The organism is Halomonas ventosae (genome assembly GCF_004363555.1).
In the GTDB taxonomy this organism is placed as follows: Bacteria; Pseudomonadota; Gammaproteobacteria; order Pseudomonadales; family Halomonadaceae; genus Halomonas; species Halomonas ventosae.
This window is the reverse complement of the sequence record NZ_SNZJ01000015.1, coordinates 15,533-39,339: the sequence shown is the minus strand read 5'-3', so window position 1 is coordinate 39,339 and position 23,807 is coordinate 15,533. Positions and strand designations below refer to the sequence as shown.

Sequence of the window (23,807 nt, the reverse complement as noted above, 5' to 3'; positions counted from 1 at the left end):
TCGAGGAATTGGTTTCACTTGAAACTGAATACTGGAGCACAATGACAATGACGGCCCCCCTCCGCTACCAGAGCGGCTTTCGCAACCACTTCGCCACCGAGGCCCTGCCGGGGGCGCTGCCTGTCGGCCAGAACTCGCCGCAGCAGTGCGCCTACGGCCTCTACGCCGAGCAGCTGACCGGCTCCGCCTTCACCGCCCCGCGCCACCAGAACCTGAGAAGCTGGCTCTACCGCATCCGCCCCTCGGTGGTGCAGAGTGCCTACCAGCCGCTGGAGAACCGTCGGGTCCATACGTCTCCCCTGGACAAGCCGGCGGCCGACCCCAACCAGATGCGCTGGGACCCGGTCCCACTGCCCGACGCGCCCACCGACTTCGTCGACGGCCTGCTGACCATCGCCGTCAACGGCGATGCCGGCGCCCAGAGCGGCGTGGGCGTTCACGTCTATGCCTTCAACGAGGACATGACCGAGCGCTTCTTCTACACGGCGGATGGCGAGCTGCTCTTCGTCCCGCAGCAGGGCGCGTTGCGGCTTCGCACCGAGTTCGGCGAGCTCGAGGTCGCCAGCGGCGAGATCGCCGTCATCCCGCGCGGCGTCAAGTTCCAGGTACGCCGTGCCGCCGGCGTCGAGGCCGCCCGCGGCTATCTCTGCGAGAACTACGGCAGCCCCATGGAGCTCCCCGGTCTCGGACCCATCGGGGCCAATGGCCTGGCCAACCCGCGCGACTTCCTGAGCCCGATGGCCGCCTTTGAAGACCTCGAGGGTGACTTCTCCCTGGTGGCCAAGTTCTCCGGCCGCTTCTGGGAGACGCGCCTGAACCACTCGCCGCTGGACGTGGTCGCCTGGCACGGCAACTACGCCCCCTACAAGTACGACCTCGCCAACTTCAACACCATCAACACGGTGAGCTTCGACCACCCCGACCCGTCGATCTTCACCGTGCTGACCTCGGCCTCTGACACCCCGGGAATGGCCAACCTGGACTTCGTGATCTTCCCGCCGCGCTGGATGGTGGCCGAGAACACCTTCCGTCCGCCCTGGTTCCACCGCAACCTGATGAGCGAGTTCATGGGGCTGGTGCATGGCGAGTACGACGCCAAGGCCGAGGGCTTCCTGCCGGGTGGCGCCAGCCTGCACAACTGCATGTCGCCCCATGGACCGGATGCCGAGACCTTCGACAAGGCCTCCACGGCCGAGCTCAAGCCCCAGTATCAGGGCAATACCCTGGCCTTCATGTTCGAGAGCCGCTACGTCTACCACCCCACCGCGGCGGCCCTGGAGGCGGACTTCCGTCAGCGCGACTATGTGGATGTCTGGTCGACCCTGCGCTCGAACTTCACCCCCGATCAGCGCTGACCCGGACCGATGCACCATCGCGGGGCCGGAAGGCCCCGCCCCTGACGAAAGGACCGAATTCGAATGAAACTGGCAACGTTGAAGAAAGGCCGCGACGGCGAACTGATTCTCGTCTCTCGTGAACTCTCCCGCGCAGTAAGCGCCGCCGACATCGCCCCGACTCTCCAGCAGGCCATCGAGGCCTGGGACGCCGTGAGCCCGACGCTCGAGGCCCGCTACGCCGAGCTCAACGACGGCAAGGCCGCGGGCGCCTTCGACCTCGACCAGAGTACTCTGCACTCCCCCCTGCCGCGCACCTACCACTGGGCCGACGGCTCCGCCTACCTCAACCACGTCAAGCTGGTGCGCCAGGCGCGTAACGCCGAGATGCCCGATACCTTCTGGACCGACCCGCTGATGTACCAGGGCGGCGGCGACAAGTTCCTCGCCCCGACCGAGGATATCGAGGCGATCAGCGAGGAGCACGGCATCGACTTCGAGGGCGAGATCGCGGTGATCACCGACGATGTCCCCATGGCCGTCACGCCCGAACAGGCGGCCAGGCACATCAAGCTGGTGATGCTGGTCAACGACGTCAGCCTGCGCGGCCTGATCCCCGGCGAGCTCGCCAAGGGCTTCGGCTTCTTCCAGGCCAAACCGGCTTCCGCCTTTTCGCCCATCGCGGTCACCCCGGACGAACTGGGCGATGCCTGGCAGGAAGGCAAGGTGCACCTGCCGCTGACCGTGCACTTGAACGGCGAGACGTTCGGCACGCCGGAGGCCGGGCCGGACATGATCTTCAGCTTCCCGCAGCTGGTGGCCCATGCGGCGAGGACCCGCTACCTGGGCGCAGGCGCCATCGTCGGTTCCGGCACCGTCTCCAACCCGGACCCCGACGGCGGCCCCGGAAAGCCGGTGACCGAGGGCGGCGTGGGCTACAGCTGCCTGGCCGAGGTGCGCATGGTGGAGAAGATCCTCCACGGCGACAGCAGGACCCCCTTCATGCGCTTCGGCGACCGGGTCCGCATCGAGATGTTCGACCGGGAAGGCAGGAGCATCTTCGGCGCCATCGACCAGCAGGTCGTCAAGTACGAGCCCGAGTAAGCGAGCGGAGATGCGACGATGACCACGCTCTACGGCTACTTTCGCTCGTCGGCCGCCTACCGGGTGCGGATCGCCCTGAACCTCAAGGGTCTGGCCTACGACCAGGCCCCGTTAAACCTGGTGCAAGGCGAGCAGCTCGCGGAGACGAACCTGGCGCGCAACCCCCAGGGCCTAGTGCCCTCGCTGATCACCGATGAGGGCGTCACCCTGACCCAGTCGATGGCCATCTGCGAGTACCTCGACGAGCGCTACCCGGAACCGCCGCTGCTGCCGGAGGACATCACCGAGCGCGCCCGGGTGCGTGCCCTGGCCCAAGTCGTGGCCTGCGAGATCCATCCCCTCAACAACCTGCGGGTACTCAAGCATCTGGTCGGTGAACTCGGGGTGGACGAGGAGACCAAGCTGGCCTGGTACCGCCACTGGATCGCCGAGGGCTTCCAGGCGCTGGAGTCCCTACTCACCGCCGAGGCCGGAACCGGCGATTTCTGTCATGGCGACACGCCAAGCCTGGCAGATATCTGCCTGGTGCCTCAGGTGTATAACGCTGAACGTTTCGAATGCGACCTCTCTGCCTACCCGACGATCCAACGTATCTCGGCCAACTGTCGTGCCCTGCCTGCCTTCCAGCAGGCGGCACCGGAGGCACAGCCAGACGCTCGCTGATCGCCCAAGCGAGCCAATGAAGCGGGCAAGGCACTCGGCAAGTTGCAATCAACCGGGGGACAGATACCGGCATATGGCCAGGGCCCAATGACACGTTTCGCCGGATGACCTCAGCCAGCGGCGAGGCGGTCGAACGCCCTGGCGTTGGGGCAGAAACCGCGGCACGCCTCGACCTCGGCACCGGCGCGCATGGCCTTCCAGCACTGGCCAACGACCGGGCAGCCATTGCAGGTCTTGCGCATCGCGTTATAGCCCGGCTCCGCAGCCACCTCGGCCTCCTGCAGGCCGAAGCGCTGCATCATCACCGGCATCAGGGTCCTGGCCGGCACGAAGTCACTCGGTTGCCCCGCCGCAAGCTGTCGCGCCATCTCGCGCTCGAAGCCGGGCTCGAGGGGGCTCTCCAGGTCATTGAGCAGCTCATCGTAGGTAGGACCCGCCTGGTACTGGACGTCACGTACCAGCTGGGCCGTGGACGTGGCGTAGCAGCGTTCGGTCAGGCGTTGCCACCAGGAAGCAGTGCGAGTGGTCTGTGCAGTGGCCATGGGGGTTCTCCCGTCAGGTGGTCTTGATGTCGGTATCAGTATCGACCCGGGAGCACCGGGCGGCCTTGACTCGGGGCAAGGCAGTTTCACATGAAACCGAACGCCGATTGTGCCGTGAAGGCCTTCCCGGGGAGGGTTACACTAGCGCCCGTCCCCCAGCCACCAGCCGAGGCCCGTGATGAGTTCCCACCTGCTCTCCATCGACTCCCTGTCCCGCGACGATATCGACCACCTGATGCGCGTCGCCGCAAGGATGGAGCCCATCGCAAGTCGCCGCAAGATCACCCGGGTGCTGGAAGGCGCCGTGCTCGGCAACCTCTTCTTCGAGGCCAGCACCCGCACCCGGGTCAGCTTCCATGCCGCCTTCTCGCGGCTCGGCGGCAGCGTCTGCGACACCACCGGTTTCACCTTCTCCTCCATGGCCAAGGGCGAGTCGCTGTACGACACCAGCCGGGTGATGAGCGGCTACTGCGACGCCATCGTCATGCGCCACCCGGACCAGGGCTCGGTGGCAGAGTTCGCCGCCGCGACGAAGGTGCCGGTGATCAACGCCGGTGACGGCCCCGGCGAGCACCCCAGCCAGGCGCTGCTGGACTTCTACACCATCGACAAGGAGTTCGCCCTCCAGGGCAAGGCGCTCAGGGACGCCCACGTGCTGATGACCGGCGACCTGAAGTACGGCCGCACCGTGCACTCCCTGATCAAGCTGCTGTCACGCTACGCCCCGATGCGCATCACCCTGGTGGCGCCGCCCGGCCTCGAGATGCCGAGCCACCTGATCGAGCGGGTCAGCCGCCAGGGGCTCAGCGTGGAGGTCCGCGAGAGCCTGGCCGGCGACTTCTCCGACGTGGATGTGGTCTACACCACCCGCATCCAGAAGGAGCGCTTCACCGCCGAGATGAGCGAGGGCTTCAACCTCTCCCGGGACTTCACCGTGGATCGCGCCTTCCTGGACAGCCGCTGCGGCCCCGCCACCATCGTCATGCACCCGCTGCCCCGCGACAGCCGTCCCGAGGCCAACGACCTGGACGTGGACCTCAACGGCGACCCGCGCCTGGCGATCTTCCGCCAGACCGATAACGGCATCCCGGTGCGCATGGCGATCTTCGCCACCCTGCTCGGGGTCGAGGAACTCATCGGCAAGGACCTGCGCGACGTGCCCTGGTTCGTCCCCGACCGCCTGGGCGTTGACGACGCCACCTTCTGAGTAGCCTGCAGGTCGCGACCGATCGCCTATGCTGGTGGGGAACGACAATCCGCGTCGCCGCACATGGCGACCAGGCCTGGAGGCGCAACACCGATGAACCTGAAGCGTGCGTATCTGTTGCTGTGTGGCTTCTATACCCTGCTGATCCTGATCGGCGCCATCGCCCTGCTGATGGGTGGCGGGTCGCTTACCGCCATGATCCAGCTGGGCGTGGGGGCGGTGGTGGTGATCGGGCTGTGGGGCTATTTCCTGGACCGGGGCTTCATGAACCCGCGGATGTGGCGCCCCCTGGCGGGACTGCTGGCGCTGGGCATCGTCGTGCAGCTGGTCGCGGTGTTCACGGCGCATCTCTCCGGTGCGGCGATGACCTGGACCCTCACGACGGCCATCTTCTCGGTGCTGCCGATGATCTTCCTCTATCGCTACGGCGACCGTGACCAGCCCCTCTGGGCCTCGCCCGAGGAGCGCGAGGGGGGCAAGGTGCTGGGGGAGCTGCTCGAGGGGCAGCAAGAGCTGCTGGTCGAGAAACAGGCCGAGGACAGCCAGGCGACCGTCAGGGTGCGCAAGGCCGGTGACGCCTACCTGGCGAGCGTCGAGCGGGAACGGGAAGGAGAGGTGGAAGCCTTCGAGGAGCGCTTCCGCTGCCCGGCGACCCTGGCGTTCTTCATCGAGAAGTTCACCTGCATCTCGGTGGGCGACTTCGCCCGGAAATATCGCGACGGCGGCGCCAGCCCGGCCTGATCAGCGCGGCGGCAGGCCCTCGCCCCGGGCGAACCAGCCCTCCAGGATCAGCACCGCGGCGATGCCGTCGACGCCCTGTTCACGGAAGTTGCCGCGGTGGCCGGCCTCCCTAGCGATCGACTTGGCCTCGCGGGTGGAGCCACGCTCGTCGACCATCTCGCAGGGGATGCCGTAGCGGCCGTAGAGGCGCTTGCCGAACTTGCGCGCTCGGGTGCTCATGACCGACTCGCTGCCGTCCAAGTTGAGCGGCAGCCCCACCACGAAGAGGTCCGGGCGCCACTCGTCCACCAGCCGCGCCACCTGCGCCCAGTCGGGGATGCCGTCCCGGGCCGGCAAGGGCGCGAGCTCCCGGGCGCTGGCAAGCAGCTCGTTGCCCACCGCCACGCCGATGCGCCGGGTACCGAAGTCGAAGGCCAGGATCAGTCGCGAGCCGGCATCGGCCATCAGGCCGGCTCCGTCATCACGCGCAGGCCCTTCATCAGGAGTGGCCCGCCTCGCGGGTCATCAGGTTCAGGTCGATGCCCAGGATGCCCGCGGCGGCGCCCAGGCGCTGCTCGGGCGGCACCGTGAAGAGGATGTCGGCGCGCCCCTCCACCGTGAGCCAGGCGTTCTCCTTGAGCTCTGCCTCCAGCTGGCCCGACTCCCAGCCGGCACAGCCCAGGCAGACCAGGAACTGCTCGGGCCCCTTGCCGTCCGCCAATGCCTGGAGGATGTCCATGGAGGTGGTCAGGGCGATGTCATCGGCGACCTGGATGCTGGAATCCCAGGCGTCGCTGGCGCCGCGATGCAGGATGAAGCCGCGATCCTTGTGGGTCGGGCCGCCATAGTAGACCGGCGCATCGCGATGGGGGCTCTCGTCGCCGCCCAGCTCGAGCTGCTCGAAGAGGGCGTCCAGGGTCAGCTCCAGGGGCCGGTTGACGATCACGCCCATGGTGCCGTTCTCGTCATGGTCGCAGAGGTAGCTGAGGCTGCCGGCGAAATTGGGGTCTTCCAGGTGCGGCATCGCCAGCAGGAAGTGGTTTTTCAAGCCGAAGTGTTGCACGGATTGCATGAGACTCCCCGGCGGACCTATTGCACGCCGTAATGATTGCCTTGGCCGAACCGCCAGACCCGGGTGATGGACAGGCTGTCCAGGTTGCCCATGCCCCGGTCGAAGGGGCGATAGGGCGCGGCACCATGCACCGTGTCCAGGGCCGCCTGGTCGAGTTCGGCATGTCCCGAGGATTGTATCACCTCTGCCCGGCGAACCTGACCGTCGCGGCCGATCACCACGCGGATGCGCAGCTGCCCCTCCAGGTGACGCGGCGCCGGGTGCACCCGGTTGCCGTAATCCTCGACCCGGCGGGTCCAGTCGTCGATGTAGCGCGCCTCGGCGGCCTGCTGGGCGGCCTGGCGCCCCTGCCCGGGCTGCTCGCCGGCGAACTCCGACGAGAGCCCCTGCTCGCGGATGCTGGTGGTGGCCTGGGCGAGCAGGTCGCGTCCCGAGGCGGAGGGGGCCGAGGCGGTGGGCGGCGCCGAGGTCTCGGCCGACTGGGGGGCACTGTCGCGAGGCTCGGGGGTCGCCTGGGCCTCGCGGGGGCGCTCGGCCGCCGGGGGCTCGGGTGCCTCGCTGTCGCGGTCGGGCTCCGGGCGGGCGGCACTCTCCGGCTCGGCCGGGGTAGCCGGGTCCACCTCGGGCTCGGCCGCCTGCAGCTCCGGCAGCTCGTCCATGGGCGCGGCCCGGGCCTCCGCCGGGGCCTGCTCCTGGGGCGTGCCGGCGGCGCGCTGATCGGCCTCGGCGATGGCCGCGGCCTCCACGGCCTCCGGGGACGGCCGGCTCACCAGCACCACGTCGATGCTGGAGCGTTCGACGGGCGCCGGCGCGAACTGGCGGCTGGCCACCACGCCGATGACCACTAGGTGAAGCAGCAGCGCCAGCGACCAGGCCAGCCAGTGCCGGTACGGCCGGGTGACCGGGGCATACCGGATGGGGTCGCTGAGGGGGCTGCTCGTCATGGGCCACAGGCCTCCGGGATCAGCGCCGCTCGCCGAGACGACGCTGGATGGCGTCCATCAGCTGGCCGGCAATATCGGTGCCGCGCTGGTCGTCGATCTCGCGCACGCAGGTGGGGCTCGTGACGTTGATCTCGGTGATGTAGTCGCCGATCACGTCGAGGCCGACGAACATCAGTCCCTTCTCCCGGATCGTCGGCTGGACCTGCTCGATAAGCCAGTGGTCGCGAGCGGTGAGCTCGCGACTGACCCCGGTGCCGCCGGCGGCCAGGTTGCCGCGGGTCTCCCCGGCCATGGGCACGCGGGCCAGGCCGAAGGGGATCGGCTCGCCGTCCACCAGCAGGATGCGGGTATCGCCCTCGCTGATCTCGGGGATGTAGCGCTGGGCCATGATCTGGCGCCTGCCGCGCTCGCTGAGCATCTCGATGATGGCGCCCAGGTTGCGGCCCTCGGGGCGCACATGGAAGATCCCGGTGCCGCCCATGCCGTCCAGCGGCTTGAAGATCACGTCGCCGTGCTCGGCGTGGAAGTCGCGCAGCACGGCCTCGTTGCAGGAGACCAGGGTCGGGGTGCAGCACCCCGGGAACTGCTGGGCGAAGAGCTTCTCGTTGCACTCCAGCAGCGCCTGGGTGGGATTGACCACCAGCACGCCCTCGCGCTCGGCGAAGCCCAGCAGGTAGACGGCGTTGAGGAAGTAGCCGTCGACCGGCGGGTCCTTGCGCATCAGGACCACGTCGAGCTCGGCCAGGGGCGCCACCTCGGGCTCCCCCAGGTCGAACCAGTGACCGGGGTCGCGGTGCACCTCCAGCGCGCGCATCCGGCCGAAGGCGCGCCCCTCGCGCAGGAAGAGGTCCTCCTGCTCCAGGTAGTGCAGCGACCAGCCGCGGTCCCTGGCGGCCCACAGCATGGCCAGGCTGGTGTCCTTCTTGTAGGTGAGATCCGCGATGGGATCCATCACCACGCCGATCTTCAGCGCGCGTTCGCTCATGGCGTCGGGTTTCCGGTCTGGGGAGTGAATGCAGTCAGTATGCCGCAGGGTATCGAGTCCACCAAGGCGGTTAGTCTGACCACCGAGTCGCATAGAGCGAGAGGCGCCGGGGCCAGGTCGTAGAGGGGGTCCTATGCCAGGGACGGCATCGGTAGCGCCCAGGGAAGGGTTCACAGCGCCCCCTCGTAGACCTGTCGCCGGAACAGCCTCAGACGGAAACACCAGGATGCTGGGTTAGTCCCCGCCCGGTACCAGGCGGATCCCGCCGGGCTCCAGGGTGATCAGCTCGCGCTTGTAGAGCCGACCGATGGCCTGCTTGAAGGCGTTCTTGCTCACCTCCAGCCGCGCCTGGATCTCTGCCGGCTCGCTCCTGTCACCCAGGGGCAGGTAGCCGCCGCTCTCGCGCAGCGCCTTGAGCACCCGCTCACCGACCACGTCGAGCCGCGCTTCGCCCGGCGGCAGCAGCGAGAGGTCCAGGCGTCCGTCGTCACGCAGGCGCTTCACGTAGCCGGTGAGGCGCTGGCCGCGGCGCAGCGGCCGGTTCAGGTCGTCCCGGTAGAGCAGGCCCCAGAAGCGCTGGTTCACCACCGCCTTGAGCCCCAGGTCGGTCTGGTCAGCGATCACCAGCGACACCGCATCGCCCGCTTGCAGGCCCGCGGCCTCGTCGGCGATGAAGCGCTCGAGCTTCTGGGAGGCCACCGGCCGGCCCTGCTGGTCCTCGTAGATCATCACCAGCACCCGCTTGCCCACGCTGGGACGGAAGCGCTGCTCTCCGAAGGGCAGCAGCAGGTCGCGGGGGTGGCCCCAGTCGAGGAAGGCGCCGGTCTCGTTGACGGTCACCACCTCGAGGTAGGCCACGTCGCCGACGGCCGCCCTGGGCGCACGATAGTTGCGCGTGCCGGCGGGGCGAGGCGAGGTGGATGGACGGCGGTCTCGGGAGTCGGGCATGGGGGAGCTCCGGTGAGGGGAGGCACAAGGCGCCGGGGACGCATCGGCGTTCACAGGTCCCCGAAGCGGGATTGCAGCAGCGACAGCGCCACCACCGGCGCGGTCTCGGTGCGCAGGATGCGCGGGCCGAGGGACAGGGGGACGAAGCCGCCGGCCAGGGCCGTCTCGACCTCGGCCTCGGACAGCCCGCCCTCCGGGCCGATCAGCAGGGCGGCGGTGGCGGGCGCTTCCCGCTGTTCCAGGGCTCCGGCGGTACCGGGATGCAGCACCAGGCGCAGCGCCTCGTGGCGGCCCGCCAGCCAGTCGGCCAGGCCGGCGGGGGGGTGCACGGATGGCAGGGTGGCGCGACCGCACTGCTCGCAGGCGCTGGCGGCCACGGCCTGCCAGTGGGCGAGCTTCTTCGCCTCGCGCTCGCCCTTGAGGCGCACGTCACCATGCTCGGTATAGAGCGGGGTGATCGCCGCCACGCCGAGCTCGACCGCCTTCTGGATGGCGTAGTCCATGCGGTCGCCCTTGGAGATCGCCTGCCCCAGGTGCACCGCGAGCGGCGACTCGCCGGTGCCGGGAGCCACGGCCTCGATGCGCGCCACCACTCGCTTGCGGGAGGCCTCGGTGATCACCGCCCAGGCCTCCCGGCCGGCGCCGTCGAAGAGCCGCAGCGACGCGCCCTCGGCCAGGCGCAGCACCCGGGCCACGTGGCGGGCCGGCCCCTCGGGCAGAACGACGTCGCCGCCGACGGCAAGGTCGGCGGCGACGTGGATGCGCGGGGCCCTCACGTGCAGGACGTTCACTGACACGGGCCGCTTACCCTTACTGGGTCGCCTGCTCGCCCGACTGCTGGGCCTGTTCGGCCTCGCGCTTCTTCTTCTGGGCGTAGATCGCCTCGAAGTTGACCGGCGCCAGCATCAGCGGCGGGAAGCCGCCCCGGTTGACCAGGTTGTCGATGCACTCGCGGGCATAGGGGAAGAGCATGTTGGGGCAGAAGGCGCCCAGGGTGTGGTCGAGCTGCTGCCCCTCGATGCCGCTGATGCGGAACAGGCCGGCCTGCTCGATCTCGGCCAGGAAGGAGGTGGTACCTTCCTCGCTGTGGGTGACCTGGGCGGTGACCTTGACGACCACCTCGTAGAGGCCTTCCCCGACCTGGCGGCTGGTGGTGTTCAGGTCCAGGCCGACCTTGGGCTTGAACGGCTGCTGGAAGACCGTCGGCGAGTTGGGGGCCTCGAAGGAGATGTCCTTGACGTAGATGCGCTGCAGGGCGAACTGCAGCTGGGGCTTGTCCTGCTGGCCGGCCGCCTGGCCGTTGGCGCCGGCGTTCTGGTTGTTCTCTTCCGCCATGGGAAAGGTCCTTTGATTCGGTGAATGCGTGTCGATGATGCGTCGCGGCCTGGTGGCGCTACTTCTTGACGACCGGCAGGCCATCGGCCTGCCATTGGGCCATGCCGCCCTTGAGCTTGAGCACCCGCTCGAAGCCCGCCTTGGTCAGCTTGGCCTGGGCGACGCCGGCGCTCTGGCCATGCTTGCAGGCCACGATGATCGGCTTGCCCTTGAACTTGTCGAGCTCGCGCATGCGCTCGTCGAGCTTGCTCTGGGGGATGTTGCGCGCCCCGGCGATGTGGCCCGCCTTGAACTCGCCGGCCTCGCGGAGGTCCAGCACCACGGCGTCCTCGCGATTGACCAGCTGGGTCGCCTCGCCGGAGGTCACGCCTCCACTGCTGCTGTTGCGGACCTCGTAGGCGATCCAGGCGGTCAACACCAGCAGGAAGGCCCCCACCAGCAGCGGGTGATTCTGCACGAATTCGAACAGCTGATCGATCATGGGTTCGGCTAACTCTTGTCTCGGGTACACGGTGAATGAGGCCGGCCAGTCGCGGCGGCGCCCAGTATACACAAAGCCACGGCAGGCCGCGGCCTGCGGGCAGGGCAATCGCAGTTACCCGAAGCGAGAGGCGCCGGGGACAGGTCGAAGGGGAGGTCCTATGCCAGGGATGGCATCGGTAGCGCCCAGGGAGGGGTTCACAGCGCCTCCCAGAAGACCTGTCGCCGGAACAGCCTCGAGCGTTACTTCCATCTGCGATAGTCCTGAGGCCGGGGGCCGCTCAAATGACGTCCGGCGGTGCCCTGCGATATGATGCCGCAAGCAGATGCAAGTCGCGACCCCGGTGACCGCCCGCGCGCCTGCCGGGGCTGACAAGGACAAAGAGGCCCTCCCCATGACCGAATCCCGCAACCCCACCCCGCGTCCGGTGGCGCTGATCATCCTCGACGGCTATGGCTACAACGAGGACGCCAGGGACAACGCCGTGCTCGCCGCCCGCACCCCGGTGATGGATCGCCTGTGGCAGGAGCAGCCGCACACCCTGATCCATACCGACGGCCGCCACGTGGGCCTGCCGGATGGCCAGATGGGCAACTCCGAGGTCGGCCACATGAACCTGGGCGCCGGGCGCATCGTCTACCAGGACTTCACGCGCATCACCAAGGCCGTCGAGGATGGCGACCTGGACACCATCGCGGCCCTGACCGCGCCGATCGATGCCGCCGTGGCAGAGGCCAAGGCGGTGCACCTGCTGGGCCTGCTCTCGCCAGGCGGCGTGCACAGCCATGAGGAGCACTTCCTGGCGATGGCCGAGCTGGCCGCCCGCCGCGGCGCGCGGCGGATCTACGTCCACGCCTTCCTCGACGGCCGCGACATGCCGCCGAAGAGTGCCATGGCCTCGCTGGAGCGCACCAACGCCCGCCTCGCCGAACTGGTCGGCCCCGAGAACGGCTTCGTGGCCTCGATCATCGGCCGCTACTACGCCATGGACCGCGACAACCGCTGGGACCGCGTCGAGAAGGCCTACCGCCTGATCACCGAGGGCGAGGGCGAGTTCGAGGCAATCGGGGCCGAGGAGGGGCTGCGCCGGGCCTACGAGCGCGACGAGACCGACGAGTTCGTCACCGCCACCAGCATCCGCCCGAGCGGCGCGCCGGTGGCCATGGCGGACGGCGATGCCGCCATCTTCATGAACTTCCGCGCCGACCGCGCCCGGGAGCTGACCCGCGCCTTCGTCGAGGAGGGCTTCAGCGGCTTCGAGCGCCGCGTACGGCCCAGGCTCGCCGCCGACGGCCTGGTGATGCTGACCCAGTATGCCGCGGATATCCCGGCGCCGGCGGCCTTCCCGCCGGCGGAGCTCGTCAACACCCTGGGCGAGGTGATGGAGAAACGCGGCCTCACCCAGCTGCGCATCGCCGAGACCGAGAAGTATGCCCACGTCACCTTCTTCTTCTCCGGCGGCCGCGAGGCGGAGTACCGGGGCGAGACCCGGGTGCTGGTCCCCTCCCCCCAGGAGGTGAAGACCTACGACGAGAAGCCCGAGATGAGCGCCGAGGAGGTCACCGACCGGCTGGTGGAGGCGATCGATGGCGGCACGTTCGACCTGATCGTCTGCAACTACGCCAACGGCGACATGGTGGGCCACACCGGCGACTTCGAGGCGGCGGTGAAGGCCATCGAGGCGGTGGACGCCTGCGTCGGCCGGGTCGTGGAGGCGATCCAGCGCGTCGGTGGTGCCTGCCTGGTCACCGCCGACCACGGCAACGCCGAGCAGATGGTCCACCCCGAGACCGGGGCGCCCCAGACCGCTCACACCACCTTCGAGGTGCCGCTGATCTATGTCGGCGGGCACCCGGCGCGACTGCTGGACGACGGCAGCCTGTGCGACATCGCCCCGACCCTGCTGACGATGATGGACCAGCCGATCCCCGAGGAGATGACCGGCCGGGTGCTGATCGAGCGCGACTGAGACGGTCGGGGAGGCCAGGGAATGGCAAGAGGCGTGGCGGCGCTCGGCACATGGCTGCCGGGGCTGGTCCTGCTGCTGGGCCTGGGCCTGGCATCGCCGCTTGCCGCCCAGCCCTCCGAGCGGGAGGCGCAGGCGCGCCTCGATGCCCTCGGCGAGGAACTCAAGGCGGTCTCCGCGCAGCTCTCCACCACCCGTGAGGCCCGGGACGAGGCCAGCGAGGCCCTGCGCGAGGTGGAGACGGCACTCGCCGAGACTCACCGCCGCCTCGACGCCCTGCAGGCCGAGCGACGCACCCTCGGCGACGAGATCGCCAGCCTCGAGGCACGCCGCGACCAGCTGGCCGCCGAGCGCACCGAGCAGGTCGAGGCCCTCTCGGCCCAGCTCGATGCCCTCTACCGCCTCGGCCGAACCCCCCAGCTCAAGCTGCTGCTCAACCAGGACGACCCGGCGCGGCTCGACCGCCTGCAGACCTACCTCAACCGCCTGGCCCGGGCGCGCAATAAGCGCCTCGACGCGCTGGCGAGGCTCGATGCCGAGCTGGCGGACACTCGCCGGGCGCTGTCGCAGCGCGTCGAACGCCTCGAGGCCGTGGCCGAGGAGCTCGCCGCGCGCAGCACCACCCTGGCCGAGCAGATATCGGAACGTGCCACCCTGGTGGCCCGGCTCGACGAGCGCTTCGCCAGCGAACAGGCCCGCCTGGCGACGCTCGCCCAGGACCGGGCGCATGCCGAGCGCACCCTGCGCGAGGTGCAGGAGCGGCTGGCCCGCCTGGAGCGGCCGCCCCCCTCTACCGCCATCGAGCAGACCCGCGGCGAACTGCCGTGGCCGGTGCAGGGCAGCATCGCCTCCACCTTCCACGAGGGGGCCGGCGTGCATCGCAACGGCCTGCTGATCCGGGCCGCCGCGGGCACCCCGGTCAAGGCCGTGCACGCTGGTCGGGTGGTGTTCGCCGACTGGATGCGCGGTTTCGGCAACCTGCTGATCGTCGATCACGGCGACCGGGTCATGACCCTGCATGCCCACCTGCAGCACTTCACGGCCGGGGTAGGGGCTGCCGTCTCCCGCGGCGACACCCTGGGCGCGGTGGGCGACAGCGGTGGCCAGCAGCGGCCGGGGCTCTACTTCGAGGTACGCCGTGGCGGCGACCCCATCGACCCGCGGCGCTGGATCGCCCGCCAGCCCTGAGGCCCGGCTATTCCATAGACGCCCGGCCACGGGCTATGCTGGGCTGCCACCTCCGGAACCGCGAGAATCTGCATGCCCCTACGTCCCGCCGCTCTGCCCACCGTGACGCGCCGCCTGGTGTCGGCACTGCTGCCGGCCGCCCTGCTGGCGCTCGCCCCCCTGCCCGTCGCCGCCCAGGGCCAGGGCCCGGAGGATGAGCTGCCCGTGGCCGAGATCCAGGCCTTCGCCGAGGTGTTCGAACGCATCAAGCGCGCCTATGTGGAGGAGGTCGAGGATGCCGACCTGCTGCGCAACGCCATGCGCGGCATGCTCAGCGAGCTTGATCCCCACTCGGCCTACCTGGACAGCGAGGAGTTCGAGAGCCTGCGCGAGTCCACCCAGGGGGAGTTCGGCGGCGTGGGCATCGAGGTGGGCATGGAGGATGGCCAGCTGACGGTGATCACGCCCATCGACGATACCCCGGCCTCCCGGGCCGGCCTGCAGTCCCGGGACAAGATCCTGCGCATCGACGACACGCCCACCGACCGGCTCTCGCTGCAGGAGGCGGTCAACCTGATGCGCGGCGACCCCGGTACCGAGATCCGCCTGACCATCCTGCGCCAGGGCGAGAACGCTCCCCGGGAGGTCACCCTGACCCGCGAGATCATCCGCACCGAGAGCGTCAAGAGCGAGCTGCTGGAGGCGGGCTACGGCTACCTGCGGGTCAGCCAGTTCCAGACCCGCACCGGTGAGCAGGTCGGCAGCGCCATCCGCCGCCTGGAACGCGACGGGCCGCTCAAGGGCCTGGTGCTCGACCTGCGCAACAACCCCGGCGGGGTGCTGCAGGCCGCGGTGGACGTGGCCGATGCCTTCCTCGACGAGGGACTGATCGTCTATACCGAGGGGCGCCTGCCGGACAGCGAGATGCGCTTCTCAGCCGGTCGCGAGACGGCGGCCGCCGACGTGCCGCTGGTAGTGCTGATCAACGGCGGCAGCGCCTCGGCGGCAGAGATCGTCGCCGGCGCCCTGCAGGACCAGCGCCGCGGCGTGGTGATGGGAACCGAGAGCTTCGGCAAGGGCTCGGTGCAGCAGATCATGCCGCTGGGCAACGGCGAGGGGCTCAAGCTGACCACCGCGCTCTACTTCACCCCCGACGGGCGCTCGATCCAGGCCCAGGGCATCGAGCCCGACGTGGAGGTGATCCGCGGCCGCCTGGAAGTGGCCGAGGGCAGTGGCCTGGACGTGCGCGAATCGGACCTGGAGGGCCACCTGGGCTCCCGTGAGGAAGAGCGCACCCGCAGCGAGATGAGCGAGCGCCTGCGCGAGGACTACCAGCTCGGCGAGGCCCTCAACCTGCTCAAGGCCCTCAACGTGCTCAGCCAGCGGCGCGGCGGATGAGCGGCCGGCAGGCGCGAGGCAGGCGACCGCGATGCCCCGTCGCCTGCTGCATCAGCAGGCGCTTGAGCGGCCCCAGCCGGTCGACGCCCGAGAGCCCCAGGTTGCGCGCCAGGGTGAGCGCCGGGTGGCGCGCCCCGAAGAGCAGCCGGAAGCCGTCCATCAGCGCCAGCATGGCGGCATTGTCGCCGCGCCGCCGCCGGGCGTAGCGGCCCAGCAGTGCCGCATCCCCCGGGGAGAGCCCCCGCCGCCGGCCCGTGACCAGCTCCTCGGCGAGCACCGCCGCATCCATCAGCCCCAGGTTCACTCCCTGGCCCGCCAGGGGATGGATGCTGTGTGCCGCATCCCCCACCAGGGCGAAGCCCGGCAGCACGTAGCGCTCGGCGTGGCGCTGGGTGAGCGGCACCGCCAGCGCCCGGTCCGTCACCGTCACCTCGCCCAGCCGGTGCTCGATGGCCGCCGCCAGCTCCAGGCCCAGTGCCTCGCCGGGCAGGGCCACCAGACGCTCGGCCTCCTCCGGGGAGGTGGACCAGACGATGGAGCAGTGGCGGTCGCCACCCTCGACATGCAGCGGCAGGAAGGCCAGCGGCCCCGTGGGGAGGAAGACCTGGCGTGCCACACCGCCATGGGCGAGGCGGGTACGCACCGTGGTGACCACGGCCACCTGGCCGGTGTCGCGGGAGCGGACGTCGATGCCGGCCATCTCGCGCAGCGGTGAGCGGGCGCCGTCGGCGGCCACTACCAGCGGGGCCGTCAGCCGGCTGCCATCCTCCAGCCGAACCGTCCGCCCGTCGTCGCCGGACTCGAGCGCAGCCACCCGGGCACCGAAGCGCGCATGGACATCCGGCAGCTCCGCCAGACATGCCTCCAGCGCCGCCAGGGTGACGTCGTTCTCGACGATATGCCCCAGCACCGGCACCCCGGCCTGCTCCGCGGAGAAGTTCACCTCGCCGCTGCCCTCGCCATCCCAGACCTGCATGAAGCGGTAGGGGCTCACCCGGCGCGAGGCCATCCACGCCCAGGCCCCCAGCCCCTCCAGCAACTGCCGCGATACCGGGGTCAGGGCACTGACCCGCATGGAGGGCGGCCCCTTTCCCGCGACGTCGGGGTCGAGCGGTGCCTCGCGGGCATCCAGCAATGCCACCTCCAGCCCGGCCCGCCCCAGCAGGCAGGCCAGCGCCGTGCCCACCATGCCGCCGCCGACGACGATCACCTCGAACGACGCCGGCGCGCCTTCCTGTTCTGCACTCATGACCTCTGCTCCCCGTGATGGCCCCGATGGCCATGCTCTCTGTCCCGCGTGTCGATGCCCCATCCTCCCTCCGGGGTTCCTGTCCCTGTCGTTCCGGCGACCGTTGCCCCAGCCGCTTTCCCATCAGCCGCTATCTTTCCAATCCCATGGCCCGGCGGGCCAGGCCGCGGCGCAGTGGTCCCGTCAGGTTCAGGCCCACAAGGCCGGCTGCTCGGGCATGGGAAAGCAGGGGAAGATCAAGCCCGAACAGGCGGATCAGGCCGTCGCTGAAGCGGATGACGTTGCCACGGTCGGCGTCCCGGCGCGCCTCGAAATCCTGCAGGACCGCCGAACTCCCCGGGCGCTGGTCCCGCTCGATGCCGGTCTCGATGGCAGCCACCAGGTCCATGACCCCGCGCAGTGCCAGGTTGAACCCCTGGCCGGCCACCGGGTGCAGGGCATGGGCGGCGTTGCCCAGCACCGCCAGCCCGGGGCGAGCGGTCTCGCGGGCGGTGATCAACGAGAGCGGATAGGCATGGCGTCGACCCACCCGCCGGAAATGCCCGGCCCGATCTCCGAAGGCCTGCTGCAGCTCGGCCAGGAAGTCCCCATCGGACAGGGCCAGGCGACGCTCCTCCTGGCCGCGCTCATGGGTCCAGACCAGCTCCATGGCCTGACCCTGGAGGGGCAGCAGGGCGATGGGCCCCGCCGGGGTGAAGCGCTCGTAGGCGACGCCCTCGTGGGGACGGCTGACCTCGACGCTGGCGATGAGCGCCACCTGGTCGTAGGGCCGCTCATGGCTCTCGATCCCCAGCCGCTCCTTGAGCCCCGAGCGACCGCCGTCGGCGAGCACCGTCAGCCCGGCCTCCAGCTCGCTGCCATCCGATAGCTGCAGCCGATGCCCCTCGGCGACGGGGTGGATCGCCTCGACCCTGGCCGGACAGTGCCAGGCCAGCGGCAGCTCGCTCAGCCGGCCATGCAGCACCCGCCCCATCCAGGCATTGGGGATCACGTGGCCCAGCGCCTCGACGCCCAGTTCCGCGGCGCGCAGCCGGGTCACGCCCAGCCGGCCCCGCTCGCTGACGTGGATGGTGCGGATCGGGGCCGCCATCTCGGCCATGCGCTCCCAGACGCCCAGGCTCGCGAAGTGTCGCGCGGAACCGCCAGCGATGGCACTCGCCCGGGCATCGAAACTGGGTTGCCAGGGCTCGGCCCGCTGCGGCAGCAGCGGTGCGGCCTCGATCACCGCCACCCTGAGCCTCGCCCCTTCGACGAGCGCGGCCAGGGCACAGCCCAGGCTGGCGCCCACCAGGCCGCCACCGATGATGGCGATATCCACCTTCTCGTCATGCTTCGGTGTCATGATCGCCGCCCTATCATTTCATAACGTACATTACATAAAGGCATTGGCAACGACTCCTCGACTGGTCACTTCCTGTCCATCAGGGCCTCGATTTCCGCCACCCGCTTCGGCACGTCCGCGGTCAGCACCTCGTGGCCGTCGGGCGTCACCGCCACGTCATCCTCGATGCGGATACCGATGCCGCGGAAGGCCTCCGGCAGGTCGTCGTCGGCGGGCACGTAGAGGCCGGGCTCCACGGTGAGCACCATGCCGGGCAGCAGGGCGCGGGGCTGGCCCTCGTGGCGATAGGCCCCGACGTCATGCACGTCGAGTCCCAGCCAGTGGGAGGTCGAGTGCAGGTAGAAGCGCTTGTAGCTGCCATCGTCGATGCGCGCCTGGACGTCGCCCTCCAGCAGCCCGAGCTCGATGAGACCGGCGGTGAGGTCGTGCACCACGCCCTCGTGGATCGTCGCCAGGGTGACGCCGGGGCGGACCGCGGCGACGGCGCGCTCCTGGGCAGCCAGCACCACCTCGTAGAGGGCCCGCTGGGCCTCGGAGAAGCGGCCGTTGACCGGGAAGGTGCGGGTGATGTCGCCGGCATAGAGATCGAACTCGGCGCCGGCATCGATCAGCACCAGCGCGCCATCCTCCAGGGGGGCATGGTTCTCAATGTAGTGCAGCACACAGGCATTGATGCCGCCACCGACGATGCTGGCGTAGGCCGGGCCGCTGCCGCCCTGCCAGCGGAACTCGTGCTCGAGCTCGGCCTGCAACTGTCGCTCCATGAGCCCCGGGCGGGACGCGCGCATGGCCCGCACATGGGCCCGGGCGGAGATCGCCCCGGCATGGCGCATCAGGGCCAGCTCCGCCTCGCTCTTGCGAAGGCGCTGCTCGTGGATCAGGTCGCTGACGTCGGCAAAGGCCGATGGCGCCACCGCCCCGCGGCGTGCACGGCCGGCCAGCTCACCGCGCACCTCCTCGGCGAGCGCCAGGGCCTCGGCATCGCCCAGCGGCAGGTAGAGGGCATGACGACCGTCGAGCAGTTCGGCCAGGCGCTCCTCGCGCTCGGCATTCTCGAACGCCTGGTCGATGCCATGCTCGCGCACGGCGCCCTCGGCGCCCAGGCGGATGCCCGTCCAGGCTTCCAGCGTCGGGTCGCGGTCCTGGCAGAACAGCACGCTCTCGCCGGCCTCGCGGCCCGGCAGCAGCAGCAGCAGAGCCTCGGGTTCGGGAAAGCCGGTCAGGTAGTGGAAGTCGCTGTCCTGTCGGAAGGGGAACTCGCTGTCCCGCGAGCGGGTGACCAGTGCCGCACCGGGCAGCAGCACGGCGCTGCCGACGGGCAGCCGATCCATCAGGACCCTGCGACGGGCGCTGTACTCGTCATTGGTGATGGGGGCGGGGCGGGGCAGGATCTCGGGGTGCATCACGGCTCCTGGGTGGGTGGGGATTGTGTGGCCGACCTCAGTGGCGGGTGGGCTCGTCGACCTGCTCGACCTGGGGCTTGCCGGGATGCTGCTCGGTGTAGAGCAGCATCGCGGCCATGCGTGCATGCTCGGTGAGGGCGAAGAGGTCGTTCTCGTTCTCCGGACTGTCCTCGATATCGGTCTCGATGCTCGTCAGGCCCTCGAGGTCCTCCAGCGCCTCGCGCAGGGCCGGCGACCAGGCACCGCGCGGCGCCTCGCCGGCATCGGCCACCACCTCGAGGAAACCGAGAGTCCACTCCTGCAGGCCCAGGGCACGCTCGGCCAGGGAGAAGAGCTCGTCCGGGAGCAGGGGCTCGAAGTTGAGCTCGGCGGCGGAGAGGGCCTCGAGGGTCTGGCGGCGCCAGCCCAGCAACCGCTCGGCACTGGGCTCGTCGCGGGGCTGGTCGACCCCGAGGCTCAGGCAGACCTCTTCCAGCCAGGCCTCGGGCGTCAGGTCATGCAGCGCGAGCTCGGCACAGAGGCGTCCGTCGAGGAAGGCCGGCGACTGCATGCTCCCGTGGAGCAGGAAGGTGTCGGCAATGGTCGAGAAGTCCTGGCGTTCGTTGATCAATGACATGGCAAGATCCGCTGGTGGGAGCCGTCCGGCGCGTTGACCGCCCGCAAACGGCTCTCTTATAGTGACTGGCATTCATCCTGTGGCCTCGATGTTAACGCATCGGCTCCTTGTGACGCGCACCCGGCGTGCGATCCCTTCCCCTGGCCCTTTCCGGAGCCTGCCATGACCGAGCCCAAGCGGCCCACCACCGAGATCACCCTCCTGGAGCGCAGCTATGCCATCGCCTGCCCACCGGAGGAGCAGGACAAGCTCGAGCGGGCTGCCCGCTACCTCGACCGCGCCATGCAGGGCATCCACTCCCGAGGGCGGGTGATCGACCGCGAGAAGATCGCCATCATGGCGGCCCTCAACATCGCCCACGAGCTGCTCGAGGCCCTGGACGACCAGCGGGCCGGCGAGCAGAGCCTCAACGAGCTCAATGCCCGCCTCGAGAAGGCGCTGGATGCCATGCCCGAGCGTTGAGACGGCGCAATCATCCCTTTGGCCCCGCCCGTGCCTCTGGTAGGATGAAGTTGTTCCCTGGGGTGTTTGCCAGTCGTTATCGTCCCTCGAGCCTATGCGCAGTACCCAGGGGGCCAAATGCTAGCCGGACCCGTGTGCATGTCCGTGCGTCGGAAAGCCTGACGGTTCGGCTGCGGCCACCCACCTTGAACCACTGGGTTCAAGGGCCAGAACGACAGCGGCACTCTGGGGAACCCTTATCCGACATGACCCACATGCAGGATACCGCCGCCACCCCCCCGACCGACGACGCCCGTCGCCGGCTCAGGCGTGAATTGCGCCTTCGCCGTCGCCAACTGAGCGCCGAGGCCCGCCGTGATGCCGCCGAACGCCTCTGCCGACAGCTCCGACAGCTGCCGGAGATCCAGCGCGCCCGCCGCCTGGCCCTCTACCTGCCCAATGACGGCGAGATCGATCCCACCCCGCTGATTCCCTGGCTCGAGCATCGCGGCGCCCGTGTGCACTTGCCGGTTCTCAAGCCGCTCTCCCGCAACCAGCTGTGGTTCGTGCACTACCACTCGGGGACGCCCATGGTGGCCAACCGCTTCGGCATCCCGGAACCCGAGACCCGCCACGGGGCGCACCGCGCCCGGCGAACGCCGGCCTGGGCCCTCGATGTGATCCTGCTGCCGCTGGTGGGCTTCGATGACGAGGGGCAGCGCATGGGCATGGGCGGCGGCTTCTACGACCGGACCCTGGCCTTCACCCGCCGCCCGGGCCCGCGCCCTCGACTGATCGGCCTGGCCCATGACTGCCAGCGGGTCGAGCGACTCCCCGCCGCCCCCTGGGACGTGCCGCTGGATGCCATCGTCAGCGATGCCCGGGTGATACGCCCCTGAGGGACCCTGCGGCACGAACGACGAAGGCCGATGCATCTGCATCGGCCTTCGTCATCAGGCGGTTACGGTCGAGGCGCTCATTACCCGGCTTGCGGGGGAGTCAGCCGCCCGCCAGCGCCTGGGCATAGCCGGTCGCCACGACCCCGATGCCGAACACCAGCACCAGTGCCATGACCAGATCGGGCTTGCGCTTCATTGTCGACTCCGTGGGAGGCAGGACCGCGAGGGTCGTTGTGGATGTTGTTGTCGGGTCACCGCAAGGGCGCGGTGACGACGAAACTATAGGGCCTGATGCCTGCGTATGACAACCGGCATACTTAGGGTGTTACATTTTTAAACACTCGGCATCCCGAGGCTCCGCGGTGAGTCAGCGCTCACTCGACGCTTCGAGGATTGCCCGGCGTCAGGCCATGAAGAGCCGGTAGGCCGGATTGTCGCTCTCCTTCCAGTAGCGATAGCCGATGTCGTCGAAGTACTCCTCGACGTGGGTGCGGTCGCCATTGGGCACCTGCATGCCCACCAGCACCCGGCCATAGGCGGCCCCGTGGTTGCGGTAGTGGAACAGCGAGATGTTCCAGTCGTGGGGCAGGTGGGTGAGGAAGTTCATCAGCGCCCCGGGGCGCTCCGGGAACTCGAAGCGGTAGACCTCCTCATCGAAGCGCTCCTTCGGCCGGCCGCCCCCCAGGTGGCGGATGTGCAGCTTGGCCAGCTCGTTGTCGGTGAGGTCCTCCACCGGGTAGCCGGCACCAAGGAGCTTGTCGATCACCGCCTGGCGGTCCTCGCCACCGGGCTTCACCTGGACGCCGACGAAGATGTGCGCCTTCTCGGGGTCCGCGTAGCGGTAGTTGAACTCGGTGACCATCCGCTTGCCGATGGTGCGGCAGAACTTCTTGAAGCTGCCGGGCCTCTCGGGGATGGTCACGGCGAGAATCGCCTCGCGCTGCTCGCCGAGCTCGGTGCGCTCGGCGATGTGCTGGAGGCGGTCGAAGTTGGTGTTGGCCCCGGAATTGATGCAGACCAGTGTCTGGTGCTCGGCACCGGTCTGCTGGATGTACTTCTTGAGGCCCGCCAGCGAGAGCGCCCCGGAGGTCTCGGAGACCGCCCGAGTATCCTCGAAGATGTCCTTCACCGCGGCACACATCTCGTCGGTGTTGACGGTGATGACGTCGTCGACCAGGTCCCGGGCGATGTCGAAGGGCACCTTGCCGACCTGGGCCACGGCGACCCCCTCGGCGAAGACCCCCACCTGGTCGAGGGTGACCCGCTTGCCCGCCTCGCGCGCCGCCTTGAAGCAGGCGCTGTCCTCGGACTCCACGCCGATCACCTTGATCTCGGGGCGCAGGTACTTGACGTAGGCCGCCACCCCGGCGATCAGTCCGCCGCCGCCCACCGGCACGAAGATGGCGTCGATCGGTCCGCCATGCTGACGCAGGATCTCCACGGCGATGGTGCCCTGGCCGGCGATGACGTCGATGTCGTCGAAGGGCGGGATGTAGGTGTAGCCATGCTCGGCGATCAGCTCCTGGGCGTAGGCTGCCGCCTCGGCGAAGGCATCCCCCTTGAGCACCACCTTGGCGCCCCGCGCCCGGACCGCCTGGACCTTGATCTCTGGCGTGATGCGGGGCATCACGATCACCGCCTTGACGCCCATCAGCTTGGCCGCCATCGCCAACCCCTGGGCATGGTTGCCCGCCGAGGCGGCAATCACCCCCTTGGCCTTCTGGGCGTCGGTGAGCTGGGCCATCTTGTTGTAGGCGCCGCGAATCTTGAAGGAGTAGACCGGCTGCAGGTCCTCGCGCTTGATCAGGATGGTGTTGTTGAAGCGGCGGGAGAGGAAGGGAGCCGGGGAGATCGGCGTTTCCCGGGCGGCTTCGTAGACCCGGGCCTGGAGAATCTTCTTGACGGTAGCTTCGAGCATCCTGATATCCCAGAGGCGTGACGCGGGGCGGCAGATCTTGCTGCGCTGCAGAGAACCCCTATTGGTAGCATTG

24 protein-coding genes and 1 other RNA gene are annotated in these 23,807 nt (G+C 69.4%); 11 read left to right on the top strand and 14 right to left on the bottom strand.

Annotated elements, in window-relative coordinates; all coding sequences use genetic code 11:
• The first annotated feature begins 47 nt into the window (after positions 1-47).
• The 3 genes from hmgA (at position 48) to maiA (ending at position 3,101) form a co-directional block, all read left to right on the top strand.
• Positions 48-1,355: a homogentisate 1,2-dioxygenase gene (gene hmgA, locus DFP85_RS12895; RefSeq protein WP_133636685.1), complete on the top strand. Its 1,308-nt coding sequence runs from the start codon at positions 48-50 to the stop codon at positions 1,353-1,355.
• 63 nt (positions 1,356-1,418) lie between these two features.
• Positions 1,419-2,438: a fumarylacetoacetate hydrolase family protein gene (locus tag DFP85_RS12890; protein WP_133636683.1), complete on the top strand. Its 1,020-nt coding sequence runs from the start codon at positions 1,419-1,421 to the stop codon at positions 2,436-2,438.
• An 18-nt stretch (positions 2,439-2,456) separates the two neighbouring features.
• Positions 2,457-3,101: a maleylacetoacetate isomerase gene (gene maiA, locus DFP85_RS12885; protein WP_133636681.1), complete on the top strand. Its 645-nt coding sequence runs from the start codon at positions 2,457-2,459 to the stop codon at positions 3,099-3,101.
• A gap of 110 nt (positions 3,102-3,211) precedes the next feature.
• On the opposite strand, the gene DFP85_RS12880 is transcribed toward maiA, so the two are convergent.
• Positions 3,212-3,643 carry a hypothetical protein gene (locus DFP85_RS12880; RefSeq protein ID WP_133636679.1) on the bottom strand — a complete coding sequence of 144 codons (432 nt, stop codon included), beginning with the start codon at positions 3,641-3,643 and terminating at the stop codon, positions 3,212-3,214.
• A gap of 178 nt (positions 3,644-3,821) precedes the next feature.
• Between DFP85_RS12880 and pyrB the strand changes: the two genes are divergently transcribed.
• Positions 3,822-4,850: an aspartate carbamoyltransferase gene (gene pyrB, locus DFP85_RS12875; RefSeq protein WP_133636677.1), complete on the top strand. Its 1,029-nt coding sequence runs from the start codon at positions 3,822-3,824 to the stop codon at positions 4,848-4,850.
• A 93-nt stretch (positions 4,851-4,943) separates the two neighbouring features.
• Positions 4,944-5,591 carry a hypothetical protein gene (locus tag DFP85_RS12870; protein ID WP_133636675.1) on the top strand — a complete coding sequence of 216 codons (648 nt, stop codon included), beginning with the start codon at positions 4,944-4,946 and terminating at the stop codon, positions 5,589-5,591.
• On the opposite strand, the gene ruvX is transcribed toward DFP85_RS12870, so the two are convergent.
• The 8 genes from ruvX to DFP85_RS12830 form a co-directional block, all read right to left on the bottom strand.
• Positions 5,592-6,035 carry a Holliday junction resolvase RuvX gene (gene ruvX / locus DFP85_RS12865; RefSeq protein ID WP_133636673.1) on the bottom strand — a complete coding sequence of 148 codons (444 nt, stop codon included), beginning with the start codon at positions 6,033-6,035 and terminating at the stop codon, positions 5,592-5,594. It abuts the gene before it with no gap.
• A gap of 34 nt (positions 6,036-6,069) precedes the next feature.
• On the bottom strand, positions 6,070-6,642 hold the full coding sequence (locus DFP85_RS12860; RefSeq protein ID WP_106231117.1) for a YqgE/AlgH family protein: 573 nt from the start codon (positions 6,640-6,642) through the stop codon (positions 6,070-6,072).
• A 17-nt stretch (positions 6,643-6,659) separates the two neighbouring features.
• Complete coding sequence (locus DFP85_RS12855) at positions 6,660-7,586, bottom strand: energy transducer TonB (protein ID WP_133636671.1); 927 nt, start codon at positions 7,584-7,586, stop codon at positions 6,660-6,662.
• Positions 7,587-7,605: 19 nt separating this feature from the next.
• Positions 7,606-8,571, bottom strand: a complete 966-nt coding sequence (gene gshB / locus DFP85_RS12850; protein WP_133636669.1) for a glutathione synthase — start codon at positions 8,569-8,571, stop codon at positions 7,606-7,608.
• A gap of 234 nt (positions 8,572-8,805) precedes the next feature.
• Positions 8,806-9,519 (bottom strand): CvfB family protein, encoded by a 714-nt coding sequence (locus DFP85_RS12845; RefSeq protein ID WP_133636667.1) that lies wholly within the window; start codon positions 9,517-9,519, stop codon positions 8,806-8,808.
• Between the two features lie 50 nt (positions 9,520-9,569).
• Entirely contained in the window at positions 9,570-10,316 is a 747-nt protein-coding gene (locus tag DFP85_RS12840; protein ID WP_243737300.1) for a 16S rRNA (uracil(1498)-N(3))-methyltransferase, read from the bottom strand.
• Between the two features lie 13 nt (positions 10,317-10,329).
• A complete protein-coding gene (gene secB / locus DFP85_RS12835) occupies positions 10,330-10,854 on the bottom strand; it encodes a protein-export chaperone SecB (protein WP_106231121.1) in 525 nt (174 codons plus the stop codon).
• A gap of 58 nt (positions 10,855-10,912) precedes the next feature.
• Positions 10,913-11,335 carry a rhodanese-like domain-containing protein gene (locus tag DFP85_RS12830; RefSeq protein WP_106231122.1) on the bottom strand — a complete coding sequence of 141 codons (423 nt, stop codon included), beginning with the start codon at positions 11,333-11,335 and terminating at the stop codon, positions 10,913-10,915.
• 394 nt (positions 11,336-11,729) lie between these two features.
• Here DFP85_RS12830 and gpmI point away from each other — a divergent pair, with 394 nt between their 5' ends.
• The 3 genes from gpmI (at position 11,730) to DFP85_RS12815 (ending at position 15,866) form a co-directional block, all read left to right on the top strand.
• A complete protein-coding gene (gene gpmI, locus DFP85_RS12825) occupies positions 11,730-13,304 on the top strand; it encodes a 2,3-bisphosphoglycerate-independent phosphoglycerate mutase (protein WP_133636665.1) in 1,575 nt (524 codons plus the stop codon).
• Positions 13,305-13,325: 21 nt separating this feature from the next.
• Complete coding sequence (locus tag DFP85_RS12820) at positions 13,326-14,489, top strand: murein hydrolase activator EnvC family protein (RefSeq protein WP_133636663.1); 1,164 nt, start codon at positions 13,326-13,328, stop codon at positions 14,487-14,489.
• 72 nt (positions 14,490-14,561) lie between these two features.
• The gene (locus DFP85_RS12815) at positions 14,562-15,866 is read left to right on the top strand and encodes a S41 family peptidase (protein ID WP_133636661.1); all 1,305 of its coding nucleotides are present in this window, start codon (positions 14,562-14,564) and stop codon (positions 15,864-15,866) included.
• Here the strand turns inward: DFP85_RS12815 and DFP85_RS12810 are convergent.
• From DFP85_RS12810 to DFP85_RS12795, 4 genes are all read right to left on the bottom strand, one after another.
• Complete coding sequence (locus DFP85_RS12810; protein WP_133636659.1) at positions 15,844-17,115, bottom strand: UbiH/UbiF/VisC/COQ6 family ubiquinone biosynthesis hydroxylase; 1,272 nt, start codon at positions 17,113-17,115, stop codon at positions 15,844-15,846. The genes DFP85_RS12815 and DFP85_RS12810 overlap by 23 nt on opposite strands.
• 130 nt (positions 17,116-17,245) lie before the next feature.
• On the bottom strand, positions 17,246-18,457 hold the full coding sequence (ubiH, locus tag DFP85_RS12805) for a 2-octaprenyl-6-methoxyphenyl hydroxylase (RefSeq protein ID WP_133636657.1): 1,212 nt from the start codon (positions 18,455-18,457) through the stop codon (positions 17,246-17,248).
• Positions 18,458-18,522: 65 nt separating this feature from the next.
• Complete coding sequence (pepP, locus tag DFP85_RS12800) at positions 18,523-19,860, bottom strand: Xaa-Pro aminopeptidase (RefSeq protein WP_133636655.1); 1,338 nt, start codon at positions 19,858-19,860, stop codon at positions 18,523-18,525.
• Positions 19,861-19,897: 37 nt separating this feature from the next.
• Positions 19,898-20,476, bottom strand: a complete 579-nt coding sequence (locus tag DFP85_RS12795) for a UPF0149 family protein (RefSeq protein WP_133636654.1) — start codon at positions 20,474-20,476, stop codon at positions 19,898-19,900.
• A gap of 162 nt (positions 20,477-20,638) precedes the next feature.
• Between DFP85_RS12795 and DFP85_RS12790 the strand changes: the two genes are divergently transcribed.
• The 3 genes from DFP85_RS12790 to DFP85_RS12780 all read left to right on the top strand — a co-directional run bounded on the left by DFP85_RS12790 (position 20,639) and on the right by DFP85_RS12780 (position 21,816).
• The gene (locus tag DFP85_RS12790; protein WP_133636653.1) at positions 20,639-20,938 is read left to right on the top strand and encodes a cell division protein ZapA; all 300 of its coding nucleotides are present in this window, start codon (positions 20,639-20,641) and stop codon (positions 20,936-20,938) included.
• A 51-nt stretch (positions 20,939-20,989) separates the two neighbouring features.
• Positions 20,990-21,174: non-coding RNA, 6S RNA (gene ssrS / locus DFP85_RS12785), on the top strand.
• Positions 21,175-21,183: 9 nt separating this feature from the next.
• The gene (locus tag DFP85_RS12780) at positions 21,184-21,816 is read left to right on the top strand and encodes a 5-formyltetrahydrofolate cyclo-ligase (RefSeq protein WP_133636652.1); all 633 of its coding nucleotides are present in this window, start codon (positions 21,184-21,186) and stop codon (positions 21,814-21,816) included.
• Between the two features lie 403 nt (positions 21,817-22,219).
• On the opposite strand, the gene ilvA is transcribed toward DFP85_RS12780, so the two are convergent.
• Entirely contained in the window at positions 22,220-23,734 is a 1,515-nt protein-coding gene (gene ilvA, locus DFP85_RS12775) for a threonine ammonia-lyase, biosynthetic (protein WP_133636651.1), read from the bottom strand.
• Positions 23,735-23,807: the final 73 nt, after the last annotated feature.